The organism is Lacticaseibacillus brantae DSM 23927 (genome assembly GCF_001436115.1).
Lineage (GTDB): Bacteria > Bacillota > Bacilli > Lactobacillales > Lactobacillaceae > Lacticaseibacillus > Lacticaseibacillus brantae.
In genome coordinates this window covers 1-17,032 of the sequence record NZ_AYZQ01000003.1, presented here as the reverse complement: position 1 = coordinate 17,032, position 17,032 = coordinate 1, and the positions used below count along the sequence as shown (strand labels likewise).

Below are 17,032 nucleotides of genomic sequence, written 5' to 3'. Positions count from 1 at the left end.
TGTAAGAAAGATAAGAAATGAGCAAGGAGGCCATTGAGATGCGAAATTATCGTCGATTATTTGCCGTGCTTGGTGTGAGTGCGGTTGCCATGGTTCTAGGGGTGTTAAAGCAGCCACTAATGGCGCAGATTTTGATTACAGTGATGGGCTCGCTCATTGCGCTTGTGATGTTGTGGGATATGATTCAAACGTTGCGCTCAGGTAAGTTTGGCATTGATTTGCTGGCAATTACCGCGGTAATCGCCACACTTGCTGTCGGGCAATACTGGGCATCAATGATTGTGCTCTTGATGCTGACAGGTGGGGACGCATTAGAGGATTATGCTGCGAATAAGGCCAAGCGGGAACTCAAGAGCCTGCTTGATAACGCGCCAACTCAAGCCCACCGGCAGCATGGGGCCGAGATTGAGGACGTCAGCGTCGATGATGTTCAAGTCGGTGATGTGTTAATCGTCCGGCCTAAAGAGTTAGTGCCAGTTGATGGGACCGTTATTGATGGTGAGAGCATGGTGGACGAATCAAGTCTGACTGGTGAATCCAAGCCGATTGAAAAGGGCCCGCACATACAAGTGATGTCTGGGACAGTTAACGGCGATAGTGCCTTGACCATGCGCGTTGATCAAATCGCTGCAGACAGTCAGTATCAAGGGATTATCCGGTTGGTCCAACAATCTGAAGCACGTCCTGCTCATTTTGTCCGCATGGCTGATCGGTATGCCGTGCCATTCACATTAGTCGCCTATATCATTGCTGGCCTAGCTTGGTGGTTAACGGGTGACCCAGTTCGCTTCGCCCAAGTGCTTGTGGTCGCCTCACCATGTCCATTGATTTTGGCAGCCCCAATCGCTTTGGTTTCTGGTATGAGCCGGACCAGCCGCCACGGGATTATTGTGAAGTCTGGGACTACTTTGGAGAAACTTGCCAACGCGAAGACCTTTGCCTTTGATAAAACCGGCACAGTCACTAGCGGGATTCTGTCAGTAGCTAAAGTTGTGCCTGTCGGTAAAATGGATGCTAAGGCTTTGCTGCAACTCGCAGCCTCAGCTGAACAGCAATCGGGACACATTTTGGCCCGGTCATTGGTCAAAGCTGAACACGTGGATCAGTTATTACCAGCCAGTGCAGTTGAAGAGGCGACCAGTTTCGGGGTGCAAGCGACTATTAACAATCAAGTGGTCAAAGTCGGGAAAGCCAGCTACGCAGATGCTGCCGCCGATGTCGATACCACGGCGGTGTATGTCAACGTGGATGGCACCTACATGGGCTACATTACGTTCACTGACCGCATTCGACCAGAAGCCGCGGAAACCATGACTCGCCTGCACGACTTAGGGGTTGAGCGACTGATGATGATTTCTGGTGACCAAGAAGCCATCGCCGAAAAAGTCGCAGCTGAAGCTGGGATCGATACGGTTTTTGCTGAAAAGTTACCTGCTGAGAAGATTGCGGTCTTAGATAGCATCGACGCGCAGAATCGGCCGGTAGTCATGGTCGGGGACGGCGTCAATGACGCGCCATCACTCACTGTGGCTGACGTCGGGATTGCCATGGGCGCGCACGGTGCCACCGCTGCCAGTGAATCCGCGGATGCCGTGGTCTTAAAAGATGACTTAGGTAAGGTTGCTGACGCCTTGATCATTTCACGTGACACCATGGTGATTGCTCGTGAAGCCGTGTTAATTGGGATAGCTATCTGTTTGATTCTGATGGTCATCGCCGCTTTCGGCTTCATTCCAACGATTATTGGGGCGCTTTTGCAAGAAGTTATCGATACCGTCACCATCCTTTACGCCTTACGGGCGCGGACAGGACGGCACAAGTTGGCCGCTTCGACTGATGGGGATTTGAGGACCACGGAAGGCTAAAATTTAAACCACACAAATAGCCGTCTGATATTATTATCAGACGGCTTTTTGCAGGGCTTCAAGTCGCGCCCACAGCGTTCCACCAGCAGGATTTCGTCGCAGTTATATTAGTTAGTCTAAACGCGCTCACAATGCCAAGCGCCTCGGTCTAAGCACCTGCTCCGCTGGGAGAAAAGACCGCTCCCGTTGTCGCAGGTGAGCTTAGCCTGCCGTCGCTTAACCGGCATTGTTCGCGCTCTGCTTTATGGCAATAAGGTAAAGCACACGGCACCGACAATGCCACCAAGGATTGGACCAACGATTGGAATCCAACTATAACCCCAGTCGGAGTCGCCTTTGTTAGCAATTGGCAAGACGGCATGCGCCAACCGTGGGCCGAGATCCCGGGCAGGGTTAATCGCATAACCGGTGGTCCCGCCAAGTGAGAAGCCAATGGCGGTAATCAACAGGCCAACCCCAATTGGGTTCAAACCCGCTGTCCATTTACCTCGAGTGAATGCAAGGAGGGCAAAGACTAAGACGAAGGTGCCCACGAATTCACTGAGGAAATTGGCCCATGGCTTGCGAATGGCAGGCCCGGTCGCAAAAGTCCCGAGAATGGCAGCTTGATCCTTGGTTTCAGCCCAATGTGGGTAGTACTGTAACCAAACGACAACCGCTCCCAGAAAGGCCCCAGCCATTTGCGCAATGATAAATGGTATGACACTGCTCCATGGGAATTTGCCAATGGCGGCAAACCCAATCGTTACTGCAGGATTCAGGTGTGCTGGACCAAGATAAGCTGAAGTGTAAACCCCAAGGGTCACAGCTAACCCCCAACCAATCGCAATCGCAATCCAACCGGCGCCCTGTGCCTTTGACTTGTTGAGGGAAACGCCGGCAACGACGCCATCCCCGAGTAAAACCAGAATAAACGTCCCGATGAATTCCCCAAGTGCTTGAGTCATAACACTGCTGTCCATAAATTCTTCCCCCTTATACAGGTGATGCGCTACTTCAAGGCATCAAGTTGGGTTTCAGCAATCACTTGATTCAAATGTTCGGTTTGATCAGCTTTTTCACTGTCAGACCAGTCGAGTAAGCGCGCCATTTCATTAATGACCGGTTCCTTGAGGTCGTTCAAAGTATCAGCGTGGAAAAGAATTGCATTAGTGCGCCGCAGTAAGTAATCGACTGGATTCAACGCCATTTCTTCGTTGACAGAATAGCGTAAACTGATGGTTTCTTTAAGACTGAGACCAGGAGCAGCCCCATCTTGAACGTAGGTCACAACGCGGCCAGTATTTGAACCGAAGCGGTTGGCCAAATCATTGGCGTCTGCTTCTGGTAGCCCTGCATCTTGGGCAATCCGGGCAAAGAACTTGATGGTTTCATCCACGTTGGTTGGGTCAAAATGCCCACCAGACACTTGGAGCTTGGTGCTATCAATTTCTTTAGCATTCACATTGTATTCAGACTTCAAGATGTCGCGAATCAGCGCTAAAGCCCCAGCAGCCATCTTCCGATAGTCGGTAATCTTACCACCAGATAAGGTAATCATGCCGTCGTCAGCGCGCTTCAAGGAACTCCCACGGGAAACTTGCGAAGGACTCAGTGTTTCTTCGGCGTGGGCAGTCTTCAAATTACTGATGGCTTTTTCAACAGCAGCGCGATCAGCCTTTTTGGCTTCATAGTCGTTGACTGTATCAATGAGGGCATTGAAGGTGGCATCGGAAACCTTCCCAGCGTTGGCGCCACCACCATTGTAGTCAGAACTACCGTTAGCAGCGATCAGTGGGCGTAAACCAACCCAACTGGCTTCGACGTCATCAAGTTTAATGCCGGCTTCTGGATACCGATTGTTGATGGCCGCTAATAAGTAATCAACGTCGCTTTGCTCAACCGTTGGGTGCTTGTAATCCCCATTGAAATCAGTATCAGTGGTCCCAAAGTAAGTCTTACCTTCACGTGGCACCACGAAAATCATCCGGCCATCGTCAGCACCAGAGTCAAAGTACGTTGGTTGTGGAACGCTCAAACGACTGTCATCAACGACCAAGTGAACCCCTTTGGTTGGCCGCAAGGTTGGTGCTTGGCTCTCTTTGCTATCGAGGGACTTGAATTTGTCGACCCAAGGACCAGTGGTATTGATGACCAATTTCGCATGGATATCGAAATCTTCGCCGGTTAAGTTATCGTGAGCCTTTAAGCCGTTCACTTTCCCGTTGTCGTCATACAACACACCGGTGGCTTCAACGTGACTGGCAATGTTTGCGCCGAGTTCGTCAGCTTCTTTGATGTTTTCAATAACTAAGCGCGCATCATTGTTGACAAAATCAAGATAGACCCCACCACCAAGCAACTTATCAGGCTTCAAGCCGGGTTCGCGCTGCAGGACTTCTTCTTTAGAGATGGTGTAGTTGGCATATTGGGTACCAGTGACCCCAGCTAACCGATCATACAAGTCCATCGCAATCTTGACACTGAACATGTCATAGGTTGAATCAGGTTCATCATAGATTGGCATCAACATTGGGAATGGCCGTGGAATATGAGGCGCGATGCCTTGAACAACCGCACGTTCCTTGACGGTGTCGGAAACAACGCCGACATCAAAGGTCTTCAAATACCGGATCCCACCATGGACTAACTTAGTGGAACGTGAGGAGGTGCCTTCGGCGAAGTCTTGCATTTCAATTAAGCCAGTTTTGATGCCTGATGCGGCGGCTTGAATCGCCACCCCGGCACCGGTAATCCCACCACCGACAATCAATAAGTCCAGCGGAGTGTTTTTTAAGTTCTCAATTGTTTGTTGCCGTGATTTTTGTGAAAATGCCATCGTCCATTCCTCCTAGTTATTATTGTGGTTGAGCGGCTTGTGTTTGAAAGTCTCTGTCGCTGCCACAGCTTGTTGCCAGCCGGCGTAAAGATTCTCGCGCACATCGTCGGCCATATTTGGGGTATAGCGTTTCCCCACTTCGAAAATATTTTGCAATTCGTCGGTATCTTTCCAGAAGCCAACTGCTAAACCGGCTAAGAAGGCTGCGCCCATGGCAGTGGTTTCAAGGTTAGCGGCCCGCTCGATTGGCGTATTCAAGATATCAGCTTGGAATTGCATCAGGTAATCGTTGTTGGCGGCCCCGCCGTCAACGCGTAAAGCGGGGATGTCGATACCAGTGTCTTTATTCATTGTGTCGACCACATCGCGGGTCTGATAGGCGAGAGCTTGCAAGGTGGCTTTAATGAAGTCGTTGCGGGTCGTGCCGCGGGTCAGGCCAAAGACGGCTCCGCGAGCTTCTGCGTCCCAATACGGTGCGCCCAGACCGGTGAAGGCTGGGACAACGTACACTTCGTTGGCACTCTCGGATTCATTGGCTGCGGCTTCAGAATCTGACGCATGTTCAACCAACTGCATGGCATCGCGTAACCATTGGATCGCTGACCCAGCGACAAAGACGGAGCCTTCGAGGGCATAGTAGACTTTGCCATTGATGCCGTAACCAATAGTGGTCAATAGATTGTTCTTAGACAGCATTGGCTTTTCGCCGGTATTCATCACTATGAAAGACCCGGTTCCGTAAGTGTTCTTCACCATGCCCGGTTGCAGGGCCAATTGACCAAAGAGTGCGCTTTGTTGATCCCCAGCCATCCCAGAAATTGGGACTTCACTACCGTAGAAGTGGTAAGCAGCCGTGTTGCCGTAAACCTCAGAATTACTTTTGACTTCGGGCAACATGACCTTAGGAATATTCAATAATTTCAGGATGTCGTCATCCCACTTCAGGTCGTGAATGTTGAATAGCATGGTACGGCTGGCGTTGGTGTAGTCAGTGACGTGAAAAGCGCCCCCAGACAATTTCCAACTTAACCAGGTATCAATAGTGCCAAATAAAAGTTCCCCGTTCTCGGCGCGTTCTTGTGCGCCTGGCACATGGTCTAAGATCCACCGGACTTTGGTCGCTGAGAAGTACGCGTCAATCAGCAAACCGGTCTTGTCATGAATCATGTCAGCATAACCGTCTGCTTGCAGTTTCTCGGCAATGCTATTAGTTTGCCGGGATTGCCAAACAATAGCGTTATAGATTGGCAGCCCGGTTGCTTTGTCCCAAACAATTGTGGTTTCCCGCTGGTTGGTAATGCCGACCCCAGCAATTTGTTTGGGTTGAATTCCAGATGAAATGAATGCTGTGGCAATTGTTGAAAGGACAGCGTTCCAGATTTCGTTGGCATTGTGCTCAACCCAACCTGGTTGCGGGAAGTATTGTGGGAACTCACGTTGAGCATCGGCGACTTTCTTCCCGTCGTGATCGATAATCATTGCTCGCGTGCTGGTTGTCCCTTCATCAATCGCTAGCATATATGATTCAGCCATACATAGACCTCCTTCAGTCACAAATTTAAAGCGCATGCGCTTTCATCTACAATGTTAGCGCATTCATCCAATAGGTGTGAAATTTTATAAATTTTTCTCATGGAAAATTAAGTTGTATGCAATCTATTTTGACTTAACAGAATTGATTGAAGCCGCTTGCGGCCTAATATATTCGCATTTGTAGATATATTGAGACAAAAAAATCCGTCGGCAAAATATTTGCAGGCGGAAAGGATTTTCTAATAAATATGTAACGTTAATAGCCAACCAAGGGTTCCGAGGATGAGTAAGCCTAAAAAATTGAGACCGGTGAACCCAATCACGAAGCGGCGACGTTGATGGTTACCAAACTGGTTGTATTGTTTAATGACTAACAGATTAGCCATCGAGCCGACCATTGAGCCTAGGCCCCCAATATTTGATCCATAGAAGAGCGCGGCCGCGTGATGGGTGAACTTTGCCAACAACACAGTTGATGGGACGTTGCTAATGAATTGGCTAGAGATAATACTGCTAAGATACACTGAAGTAGGCGTATTTTCTAAGCGGCCAAGGGCGTTAACAATGCCACTGACTTGGCTGATGTTACTGACAATGATGAAGAATCCTGTAAAGGTCAGAATCAGCGCATAATCAACGTGCAAGAGGATTCGCGGATGCAGGGCAAGTGCCAATAGAATTGCACAGATAGCGCCGACCCAGGTTGGGAGAAATCCAAGCACACCGGCAAAAATGACGAGGGCCACAGCAATGGTGACTAAAGTGGGTCGCATCATAATTTTGATGTCGTGGAAAGGGACCTGTGGAACTGGCTGACTTTTGACGAAGAAACTAAATAGATACAAAACGACAATGTCTAAGACGAGCAATGGAATTGACCAAGTGAAGAAAGTGCCAGGATCGATTTTGTAGTGCAAGAGAATGAAGATATTGTGAGGATTGCCAAACGGCGTGAAGGCACTGCCGAAGTTGGCGGCCATCCCAATTAACGTGACGGGTACAATTTCAGGTAAAGTATATTTCTTACTAATCCGCAGATATAGCGGTAATAAGGTGAGGACGGTAACGTCATTGGTGAGGAACATGCCACTGACGACCGCGAGGACTAAGAAGCGACGGGTTAACTGCCGGGCGTTTTTGGCGCCACTTGTGAGACGGTACGCCCAATAATCTAGCAAATGTAAATACTCAAAAATTTGGATCACGGTCATCATCGCTAAGAGTGACCAGAGGGTCGAAAAGTTAATGTCGGCTAATCGCGGTCGAGCGAAGAATAAACTTGCCAGCATAATAACGACTGTGATTTGCAGCACTCTGTCGCGCGCAATGTTTTTGAATACGCTCATAATGTTTCCTCTCTAAAACAATTCAAACATGACTATTTTGCACTTTATTCAAGTATGTGACAACCTGAATATAGTCTGCATGGCGGTTTATGAGGTGAAGTCTCACCAGTTATTAATGATTGGTCACAGATTGCTACCTGCCAGTATCAAGGCCAAAGATCCCCACAAAAAAAGCGCGTTGCTTAAGCAACGCGCTTTTATCATTGACTTTGGTAAAGCTGGATGAATAATCCGAAGCTTAGAGGGCCCAAGGACTCATGCCAGAAGCGTTGTATAAGCGAATGGCATCAGCGATTTGGGTATCAACATCGTTACTACCGTTAATCCAGAGACTTTGGAATAAGCCGTGAGCAGTACTGCCGGGGTTTTGTGCCGTGGCTTGCCAGCCAGATTCGCGGGTAATGATCGCGTCCCAAGTGGCAGCAGATTCGCCAGTTGCCGCAACCATCTTATTGAGAACATAAGTCTTCAATGAGCTGCCGTAACTGACAGTGGTTGGCTTAGCAGCGGCCTGTTGGGCAGCTTGCTGTGCTTGTTGCGCCTTGGCTGCAGCGGCAGCCTTAGCTTGAGCAGCAGCTTGTTGCGCAGCGGCTTGAGCTGCTGCTTTAGCTTTTTGTTGTGCTGCTTGTTGAGCGGCAACCTTATGCTGGGCTTCAGCAATTGGATTGTCAGCAACTTTGAATTCGATTTTTGCAGGGATATGCAAGAGTTCCCCTGGCAAGATAATGTAGTTGTTTAAGTCAATGTGGTTGGCAGCTGTCAGTGAAGACAAGGTAATGCCATTACGTTGACTGATGTCCCACAGTGTATCCCCCGATTTCACTGTGTAGTCTTGATAGTCAGCAGTTGTGACCGCGTTAACGGCCTGGTTTGCTGAGGCGAGAGCTGGGAAGAGGGCCAGTACAGCGACGATAGCCCATTTGATTTGATTCTTAATGATAAACATTCACTCCTAAATAAGCTTTTTTTAATCTGTTCAGAAACAGAACACTTATGGAGTATAACGGGAGGGTGTGTCAGGCAAATGCCATCGAGGTTACATTCTGCATCAATATTGTCATAATGTAACGCTGCTGTAATATTTGCTGGGAATCTTGCCTAGAAACCATTTTCAGAAATTTTTTGGCCCAAAAAACCGATAAATCAGCATTCTATTCCAGCCTCAACACCGACGGTCACTAGGAGTTGGCTGAATTTCAAGCAGCTTTCAAAAAAATGAGTGTTATTTTTTGTCGGCCTTGTAACAAAACACTTAGTCGATGCCCCCCAACAGCGCACAGGCCGATTCCTTTTGGTCTGGCTACTCATGGGTTTTCGTTCTGAGTTATAATAGAAACAACACGGATTAAATGAGGTGAGATTGTGGCGATGTATCGAGAAAAACGGTTCGAAGAAATTAAGCGACTGCTGGCAGAACGTCAGGAATTGAGTATTGAGGACATTATGCAGGCGGTCAATGTTTCTCGCGATACGGCTCGTCGCGACATTGTAGCATTGGCTGAACGTGGCGTGGGCCGACGCACGCGTGGTGGTTTGATTGCGCCGTCGTTTGGCCAAAGTGTACCGAGCTACTCGGAACGGCTGCAACTTTTTTCAGAACAAAAATCTCAAATGGCTCAGTTAGCGTTAGGCATGATTCATCCGGGTGGCGTTTATTTTATTGATGATTCCACAACGCTGTTGAAACTTTCCCAAAGCATCGCGGCGGATGTGACCATTTACACCCATTCATTGGACAATGCGATTGCCTTGTCAGTGCAATCAGCAATCACACTGCGAATGTTGGGAGGGACCCTCAATCAACATGCCCGCTTCTTCTTTGAACCTGAGACCCTCCATACCCTGTCACGAATTGCTTTTGATGCTGCCTTTATCGGGGCGACAGCGATTGATGCCACCGGTGTGAACTTTGGTTATGAAGAAGATGCGTTGGTCAAACGTGCAGCTGTGAGTGCCGCGCGCCAAGTCGTCGTTGTCTCTGAAACTCAGAAATTACAACTTGAGGCGCCGTATCGAGGGTTGGCATTGGATCAGATTGATACTTTTATTACCGATCGGCCCCTAGCAGCTGAGGAACGACGTTGGTTTGATCCTCGTACGACAATTATTACCCCAGAGACGAATAAACAGAATTAAATTTCTATACATTTTCTGAGGGATTATTGTCCTGTTGGCGATATAAGTTATACTGATGCTAGTCAAAAGAAATGGCGGTGGCTAAATGCAACCCTTAGTGAGTGTGATTGTGCCAATTTATAATCTCAGTCCGTATTTACCTCGAGGTCTGAAGAGTTTGACGCAACAAACCTACAATAATATAGAATTAATCCTCATCGATGATGCCTCAACAGATACAAGTGCTTCGGTGATGGCTGAATTTGCAGCTCAAGATGCCCGGGTGAAACCAATCTATCTTACGAAGAATGGCGGCGTGTCCGCTGCCCGAAACGCCGGGCTCGAAGTAGCTACTGGAGAATTACTCGCGTTTATGGATGGGGATGACTGGGTCGAACCAGACTTTATCGACGCGCTAGTTAAAACCATGAATCACAGAAATTGCGACTTAGTGGTCAGCCCCTTTTTTAGCGATAATCCTGAACCAAATGCGGTGCCAGCCAGAAGTCAGATGGATAAGGTGCTGACACGATCAGCCTTCATCCGTGGCATGCTGATGCCGGTCGGGCGGGTGCGCGGGTATCTGTGGAATAAGATGTATCGTCGTGATTTGGTCGAACAAGCTCATTTGCGGTTCGATGAGACTGTTTCTATCATGGAAGACGAATTATTCACCGTCCAATATGCACTAATGACGGATCGTTTTTTTTATTTTGGCAAACCAGCGTATCATCATGTTATTCGCTTGGATTCAGCTACCCAGTCACTTGGCGTGATTGGTGCTGTACCCCAACAAATCTCTGCGCTAGTGCGGATTCAGAAGATGATTGCCAATCAAGCCAAAGTAGATGCTGAACCAGAAAAAGACGAACCGGTGATTAAAGTAGAACGATAGGGAGAAAAGATGACAACACTGTTAACTCGACGCGAAATCAAGCGTCAAGCCAAAGAAAAATTGAGAACCAACGATAATTGGCGCCAATTGATGATTGCTAACGTCATTCCATGGCTAATTGCCGTGGTCGTGACTATCTTAGCCTTACTCGAAGCGCATGCCATTTTATCTCAGATTGATTACAACAACGTGGTCGATAGCCTGAATAACTTGCCTCAAAATGGTTCGCGTTCCTTGATTGAAAGCCTCGTAGCAACCATGTTTGGCCAGGGGATTGCTTTCACGGCTTTAGAGACTTGGCGGAACCCGGACCAGGCGATTAAACCTTGGACCGCCGTGTTCCGCGTCTTCAATGGTCGCTGGTTCTGGGGCGTATTAGCAGTTTGGTTCCTGTCGACCGTCTTTCAACAGCTGGGCTTTATTTTGTTCATCATTCCCGGGATTTTGTTGTATTACGGTTTAAGCCAGTCATATTATGCCTTATATGATGCACGCAAAGATGGCCAGTCTAGCACGGCGCTTAGTGCTTTAGTCCAGAGTTGGCGATTGATGAGTGGCTTCAAACTCGATTTATTTGTCCTCGGCCTGTCATTACTGGGCTGGATTATTCTGCAAAACATCACCTTACATTTACTCGATTTCGCAATTAACCCCTATCTACAATTGGTCTACGCGGGTTTCTATGAGAACGTGCGGAACTATCAAGCCCAACAACAAGTTCAAGGGTAAGACTGAAGCTGACGAGTCCGGTCAGCTTTTTGTGTGGCCGTATTCAAGACTTTAATTGCTTCAAAACCTGGAGTACAATCAGCTGAAATAGCAAGGAGGAAATATCATGGACATCGCAGCATTAACTGAAACTTATCCGATTGTGGCTGATATCGCAGCCGCAAAGGAAGTCATGTGGGTCAATCCTGATTATGGCCAAGAAAGTGATTTGATGGGCCTGACACAAGCTGATCTTTTCGATGCAGCTGCCCGATTTGATCGCTTTGGGGCGTACATGGCCGTCGCTTTTCCAGAAACCGCGGTGACTGGTGGTATTTTGGAGTCTCCATTACACAAATTGGACCAGATGAAATCGGCTATCACGGAACGTGAGCATTATGTGCTTCCTGGTGATTTATACCTGAAAGCTGATAATGAATTACCGATTTCTGGCTCGATTAAGTCGCGGGGTGGGATTTACGAAGTCTTGAAGTTCGCCGAAAGTGTGGCGATTAAGCATGGCCTGATTACCTATATGGATGACTATGCACACTTCAATGATCCCGAGTTCCATGACCTTTTTAGCCAGTACGGAATTGCCGTTGGGTCAACAGGCAATCTCGGCCTAAGCATTGGGATTGTCGCGGCTAAATTAGGCTTCAAAACGACCGTTCACATGTCGAGTGATGCTAAAGCCTGGAAGAAGAATTTACTGCGTGAAAAAGGCGTGAATGTGGTTGAATACGCCGGGAATTTCACTGAAGCCATCACCGCTGGTCGCGAACAAGCGGCTTTGGATCCGACAGTTTACTTTATCGATGATGAAGGTAGTCGAGATCTGTTCCTCGGTTATGGTGTCGCTGCTATCCGCCTGCAAAAACAGTTAAAAGATATGGGCATTAAGGTTGATGCTGAGCACCCACTCTTCGTTTACTTACCTGCTGGGGTTGGTGGTTCTCCTAGTGGGGTGACGTTTGGTTTGAAACAAATTCTCGGCCCAAACGCCCACGCCATTTTTGCTGAACCGACTCACATTCCATCAGTCTTGCTGGGCATGGTCACTGGTTTAAACGATCAAATTTCTGTATATGACATTGGCCTAGATGGCGTCACAGAAGCGGATGGACTAGCAGTCGGTCGGCCAAGTCGATTGGCTGGCCGGGTGATGAAGACCTTGCTTCAAGGGATTGCAACCTTTGATGACTCCCGGGTCATGGCGTATACGGCCCAATTGCGGGATACAGAAGGCTACAAGGTTGAACCAAGTGCCACAGCCGGCTTTGCAGCCTTACAACAAGCACAGCCATATCTAGGTACGCAGTATCCGATGCAAAATGCCACGCATATTGTCTGGAGTACCGGGGGGATGCTCGTCCCTGAAAGTGAACACGAACGGAACTACGCCATTGGCGAAGCACTTTTAAATCAGTAACAATAAAAAGCCACGGGATTCGTGGCTTTTTTGTGTGGCTGGCGAAATATAAGTCTGCGTGTGTGGGTTCGGCTGGACCCGTGCCAGGGCACACTCTGTATACTATTGCACAAGCGGAATGGTTGAATTTTTGATGCACCGGTGGTTTAGTGAGTGTAAACGGACACAAAGGAGATTTTACATATGAGTCGTATTGTTGTTTTGGGCGCGGGGTATGCTGGCATGCGCGCTATTAAGTTTTTGCAGAAGGACTTGCCAGCCTCTGATGACCTTATCTTGGTCAACGACAGTCCTATTCATACTGAGAAGACTAACCTGCATGAAGTGGCAGCCGGTACGATTGCCCCTGTAAAGATTACTTACTCAATTGAGGATGTCATTTCCAAGCGAGTAAAGTTTCAAATCGGCAAAGTAACTAAGGTAGACGTGGATGCCAAGCAAGTGCTGTTTGACGATGGCACAACGCTGACTTATGACTATGTGATTATTGCCCTTGGTTTCCGCTCCGAAGATTTCGGGTTAAAAGGTGCTTCTGACAACGCTTTGCCACTCTATGACATTGAAAGTGCCGAAGCCATCCAAAAGCATATTGAAGATCAAATCAAACACTATGCGCAGACCAAAGACGAGAATGCTTTGAACGTCATTGTCTGTGGTGCCGGTTTTACCGGGATTGAATTGGTCGGCGAACTGACTCGCTCCTTGCCTCGTTTGGCCAAGAAGTATAATACGCCTGAACCTAAGATTACGAACATCGAAATGGCCACCCAAATCCTCCCAATGTTTGATCAAGGTTTAGCCACTTATGCGGTTGATTTCTTGAAGAACAAGGGCGTCAATTTACTGACCGGGGCTAAAATTAGCGAAATTGAACCTAATGCCGTGGTTTATTCTGAGAATGATGAAGAAAAACGGGCCTACGGGAACACCATCATTTGGACCGTCGGGGTTTCCGGGAGTGACGTCATCGCCGATTCAGGCTTTGATCAAAAGCGTAACCGTGTGGTCGTGTCAAAGAACCTTAATCTTGACGCCCACCCAGAAGTCTTCATCGTCGGGGATGTGTCCGCCGTCATGGATCCAGACTCTAACCGACCATATCCAACGACAGCACAAATTTCGCTCAAGCAAGGCGAATACGCCGCAAAGAATATTGCGCATGCTGAGAAGGGCGAGAGTCTGGAAGACTTCAGCTACGAGTCACTCGGAACCGTTGCCTCCTTGTCTGAGGTCAACGCGATTGGTGAAGTCGGCAAGCGGAAACTTAAAGGCTATCCAGCTTCTGTTCTCAAGAAAATCATTACCAACCGCAGTTTGTTGGAAGATGCCAACTTTGGTACCATGTTGAAAAAGGGTCGTTACGATATTTACCATTAATACATGAAAGCTGATGACAAGCATGGATGATTTCATTCTTTCTCCTGATGCACTCGCTGAACTAGTTAAGGTAGGTCGGTATAAGACCGAGGACGAAGTGATTAAGCATACCATTCAAGACTGGGTCCAATTTCTATTGGACGAAGGCTTTGAGGGAAGTTACTTCCAAGCCAAAATCACAGGGCCTGATTTAGGCATTATCAACACCACTCGCACCGTGGTGGCTACCTTGCATAGTCAGGGTGAGTCGTATGTCGCCGATTATCGTACAGACGCACGTGCGACCCTGTTGCGGTTGCAGCATCAACTACGAGACATGATTAGTCACCATGAGATTGATATTTAAAAAGACTGTGACATCACCATTTTGGTGATGTCACAGTCTTTTTTGTTTGCTTCAGTACCATTGCATCTGATCTATTGGGGCATACCGCCAGATAATGACGGATTCGATTTGACTCCGTGAGAGGAAACCAAAGTCTCGACTATCGTGGGAGACCAAGCGGTTATCACCAAGTACGAAATAATGTCCGGCAGGGACCGTTTTGCTGTGGGTTGACGGTAGCGTGGCAATGTTAAAGTCGCCAGTGAAATGCACGACGCTCGCGTTGACATTGCGCTGGGCAGCCCAGGTTTTAATCTCTGGCTGCATAAATTTCGGCTTCAGATACGGTTGAGCTTGGCGTTTGCCATTAATATAAAGCACATCATTCTTTGACTCGACGGTGTCGCCGGGCAAACCAATCACTCGTTTGACATAGCGCTGATTGGGTCGATCTGGTGCGTTGACCACGACAATGGCATTACGCTTGATGCCCACGGTTCGCAGAGAGAATAGCCGGTCGTCATTATTGAGCGTGGGTGCCATGCTGACGCCTACTACAACATCCTTGCTGATGACATACTGCCGCAGGAGTGCGGCCGCGCCAATCGCGACACCGATGACGAACAGAAGCTCTAGTACGAAGACCCAAGGATTCGAGCGCTTTTTCTTCACCATGTCACCTTCATCTTGCCTCAACTCGTTTAGTCTTGCGCGTAACTATCAAAGAAGTCAGAGGCTTCAGCTTTTTCGCAGAGATCAACAATTTCACTATATTCTGCGAGCACTAAGCACCACTTGTGGGGCAGAGCTTGATAACCATAGGCCAAACCAGCGAGGCCGCCGACTAGGGCACCCATTGTGTCGGTATAGCCACCACGGTTGACGGCGGCTAAAGCGGCGTCCCGATAATCACTCGTATTCTTCAAATCAGTCAGGACAACCGTGAGCATTACGAACGGCCCTGGGACAGGATCGTTGTTGCTGATTTGGGTTTCTTGGAATCGTTGCCAGGCTGCTTGCTGGTGGGCTGTGAAATAAGTGCCAGCTTGGTCCAGCGCGTGTGCCATGGCGTCTTGCAGGTTCTGATTATCTAGCAAGTTCAAAACAATCTGAGCATAGACGGCCCCAGCCACCAAGTTCTCGACATCAGGATTGGTCAATGCAATGAAATCACGCAATTGGTCAAAGGCTGTCTCGTTAGTAAATAACGTATTCCCGTATTCATGGTACAGGTAATAGGCAAACGGCAGGACCCGCGTGAGACCACCAGGATCTTTGGCCGTGTCAGTCAAAGGCTTGTCAGTGACGGCGAGTTCAGTTGCAGGCCAAATGTCCACATGTGCTGTTTCATACGGGGCGTATTCATTATCGTTATACCAAGCCTTGTAGTTTTTGAGGATAGCGTCAAGATTGTCGCCATCACTCAGGGCGTCAAGACTCGCCAAAATAAGGGCTGTTTCATCAGAATAATTCCCAGCTGGTTGATTGTATGTGCCGTAACCCAGCATGCTGGCCACAGGAGTTGCGTCGAGTTCTGCTTTGGTTTTGCCGTGGACGGGTAAACCAAGTGCGTCACCAATTGCGGCGCCAACAATCCCGTGAATCAGACGATCATCAGTAATTGCCATGTTGGATCCTCCTTTTTTCTTTATTATTTGTAACTTTGATCAAAATTGCAAAGATTCTGTACTGTTTTAGGTGAGCCAGGTTAACAGTTCAAATTGGTAGTCAATGACGTCATCGACCGGCTGGTGGGGATCTTTATCACCAGTGAGGGCCTGAGCCATTGCCGCGACTTGATTCACGCCCAACGGGACATCAAACTCGGGCACTAAATCGGCGATAGTGACAGCCTCAGTGCGGTGATAGGTAAAGACCTGGCGCTTAAACGGTTGATTGGTCGCTTGCAACCACGCGCGGTAGTCAGCCATCAAATTTGCATCCGCTTGGTATACTGGTGGTACAGGGATGCCAAGCCACGCAGCGCCTTCTGCTAATAAGTGATCATCCTGGCGAGTTTGGTGATTAATGGCGACTGCTTGACGACTTAACTGTGAGATTCTTGGCAAATCCGTTACCTTGAGTGTTGGCAATTGGCTGATAAAGACTAAGTCCGCCGATTGCCTGTACGTGTGCCAGTCGGCCGTTGTATAGGTGATGTTGTTTAGCTGGCGTTTTTTAGCTGCTTTTTTAGCCAGGGTTAACATATTAGTGGACCAGTCCAGTAGCGTGACTTCGGTGGCGTGCTCGGCTAGTTTTAAACCGTAACGTCCGGAGCCGCTGGCCAAATCAAGAACGGATTGTGCAGGGAGTAAGTGGTGATTAATGAGAGTTTTGACAACATCAGATTGGATTGGTAGCTGGGATTCCGCTTGGATTTCAGTATATGTTTGGGCAAAATCGTCCCAAGATTCAGGGGTATCCATCGACTCATCTCCTGACTTTATATAGTAGATTAATTCATTTCAGAAAAAGCGCTAATTCGTTGTTGACACGGGATATAGCGTTTGTTATTCTATTATAGTTGTCGCAAGGGCAAACGCCCAGAAGAGATTTGCATAATGAAATTTCTTGTTGACAACGCCTTGTCAAATTGATAAGCTGTTATAGTTGTCTTT

At 48.2% G+C, this 17,032-nt stretch carries 15 protein-coding genes; 7 read left to right on the top strand and 8 right to left on the bottom strand.

From position 1 onward, the window contains the following. Window positions 1–38: 38 nt before the first annotated feature. Window positions 39–1,865: a heavy metal translocating P-type ATPase gene (locus FC34_RS06240; RefSeq protein ID WP_057894558.1), complete on the top strand. Its 1,827-nt coding sequence runs from the start codon at window positions 39–41 to the stop codon at window positions 1,863–1,865. Between the two features lie 242 nt (window positions 1,866–2,107). Here the strand turns inward: FC34_RS06240 and FC34_RS06235 are convergent, their stop codons facing one another. From FC34_RS06235 to FC34_RS06215, 5 genes are all read right to left on the bottom strand, one after another. Beyond that, the gene (locus FC34_RS06235) at window positions 2,108–2,827 is read right to left on the bottom strand and encodes an MIP/aquaporin family protein (RefSeq protein ID WP_057894557.1); all 720 of its coding nucleotides are present in this window, start codon (window positions 2,825–2,827) and stop codon (window positions 2,108–2,110) included. Between the two features lie 29 nt (window positions 2,828–2,856). Beyond that, a complete protein-coding gene (glpO, locus tag FC34_RS06230; protein ID WP_057894556.1) occupies window positions 2,857–4,683 on the bottom strand; it encodes a type 1 glycerol-3-phosphate oxidase in 1,827 nt (608 codons plus the stop codon). 12 nt (window positions 4,684–4,695) lie between these two features. Then, complete coding sequence (gene glpK / locus FC34_RS06225) at window positions 4,696–6,216, bottom strand: glycerol kinase GlpK (protein ID WP_057894555.1); 1,521 nt, start codon at window positions 6,214–6,216, stop codon at window positions 4,696–4,698. A gap of 239 nt (window positions 6,217–6,455) precedes the next feature. Beyond that, window positions 6,456–7,562 (bottom strand): SLC13 family permease, encoded by a 1,107-nt coding sequence (locus tag FC34_RS06220; protein ID WP_057894554.1) that lies wholly within the window; start codon window positions 7,560–7,562, stop codon window positions 6,456–6,458. A 238-nt stretch (window positions 7,563–7,800) separates the two neighbouring features. Continuing rightward, window positions 7,801–8,508, bottom strand: a complete 708-nt coding sequence (locus tag FC34_RS06215; protein WP_057894553.1) for a LysM peptidoglycan-binding domain-containing protein — start codon at window positions 8,506–8,508, stop codon at window positions 7,801–7,803. A gap of 416 nt (window positions 8,509–8,924) precedes the next feature. On the opposite strand from FC34_RS06215, the gene FC34_RS06210 reads away from it, so the two are divergent. The 6 genes from FC34_RS06210 (at window position 8,925) to FC34_RS06185 (ending at window position 14,435) form a co-directional block, all read left to right on the top strand. Further along, window positions 8,925–9,698: a DeoR/GlpR family DNA-binding transcription regulator gene (locus tag FC34_RS06210; RefSeq protein ID WP_057894552.1), complete on the top strand. Its 774-nt coding sequence runs from the start codon at window positions 8,925–8,927 to the stop codon at window positions 9,696–9,698. 85 nt (window positions 9,699–9,783) lie between these two features. Next, window positions 9,784–10,572 (top strand): glycosyltransferase family 2 protein, encoded by a 789-nt coding sequence (locus FC34_RS06205; protein WP_057894551.1) that lies wholly within the window; start codon window positions 9,784–9,786, stop codon window positions 10,570–10,572. A 9-nt stretch (window positions 10,573–10,581) separates the two neighbouring features. Then, complete coding sequence (locus tag FC34_RS06200; RefSeq protein ID WP_057894550.1) at window positions 10,582–11,301, top strand: DUF975 family protein; 720 nt, start codon at window positions 10,582–10,584, stop codon at window positions 11,299–11,301. Window positions 11,302–11,407: 106 nt separating this feature from the next. Further along, the gene (locus tag FC34_RS06195; protein WP_057894549.1) at window positions 11,408–12,712 is read left to right on the top strand and encodes a D-serine ammonia-lyase; all 1,305 of its coding nucleotides are present in this window, start codon (window positions 11,408–11,410) and stop codon (window positions 12,710–12,712) included. Between the two features lie 183 nt (window positions 12,713–12,895). Then, window positions 12,896–14,089 carry an NAD(P)/FAD-dependent oxidoreductase gene (locus FC34_RS06190; RefSeq protein ID WP_057894548.1) on the top strand — a complete coding sequence of 398 codons (1,194 nt, stop codon included), beginning with the start codon at window positions 12,896–12,898 and terminating at the stop codon, window positions 14,087–14,089. Window positions 14,090–14,111: 22 nt separating this feature from the next. Then, window positions 14,112–14,435: a hypothetical protein gene (locus tag FC34_RS06185; protein WP_057894547.1), complete on the top strand. Its 324-nt coding sequence runs from the start codon at window positions 14,112–14,114 to the stop codon at window positions 14,433–14,435. 51 nt (window positions 14,436–14,486) lie between these two features. Here the strand turns inward: FC34_RS06185 and lepB are convergent, their stop codons facing one another. The 3 genes from lepB to FC34_RS06170 all read right to left on the bottom strand — a co-directional run bounded on the left by lepB (window position 14,487) and on the right by FC34_RS06170 (window position 16,840). Next, a complete protein-coding gene (gene lepB / locus FC34_RS06180) occupies window positions 14,487–15,086 on the bottom strand; it encodes a signal peptidase I (RefSeq protein WP_420805043.1) in 600 nt (199 codons plus the stop codon). A gap of 29 nt (window positions 15,087–15,115) precedes the next feature. After that, window positions 15,116–16,042, bottom strand: coding sequence for an ADP-ribosylglycohydrolase family protein (locus FC34_RS06175; RefSeq protein WP_057894545.1), 927 nt, complete (start codon window positions 16,040–16,042; stop codon window positions 15,116–15,118). 66 nt (window positions 16,043–16,108) lie between these two features. Beyond that, window positions 16,109–16,840, bottom strand: coding sequence for a class I SAM-dependent methyltransferase (locus FC34_RS06170; RefSeq protein WP_057894544.1), 732 nt, complete (start codon window positions 16,838–16,840; stop codon window positions 16,109–16,111). Window positions 16,841–17,032 lie beyond the last annotated feature (192 nt).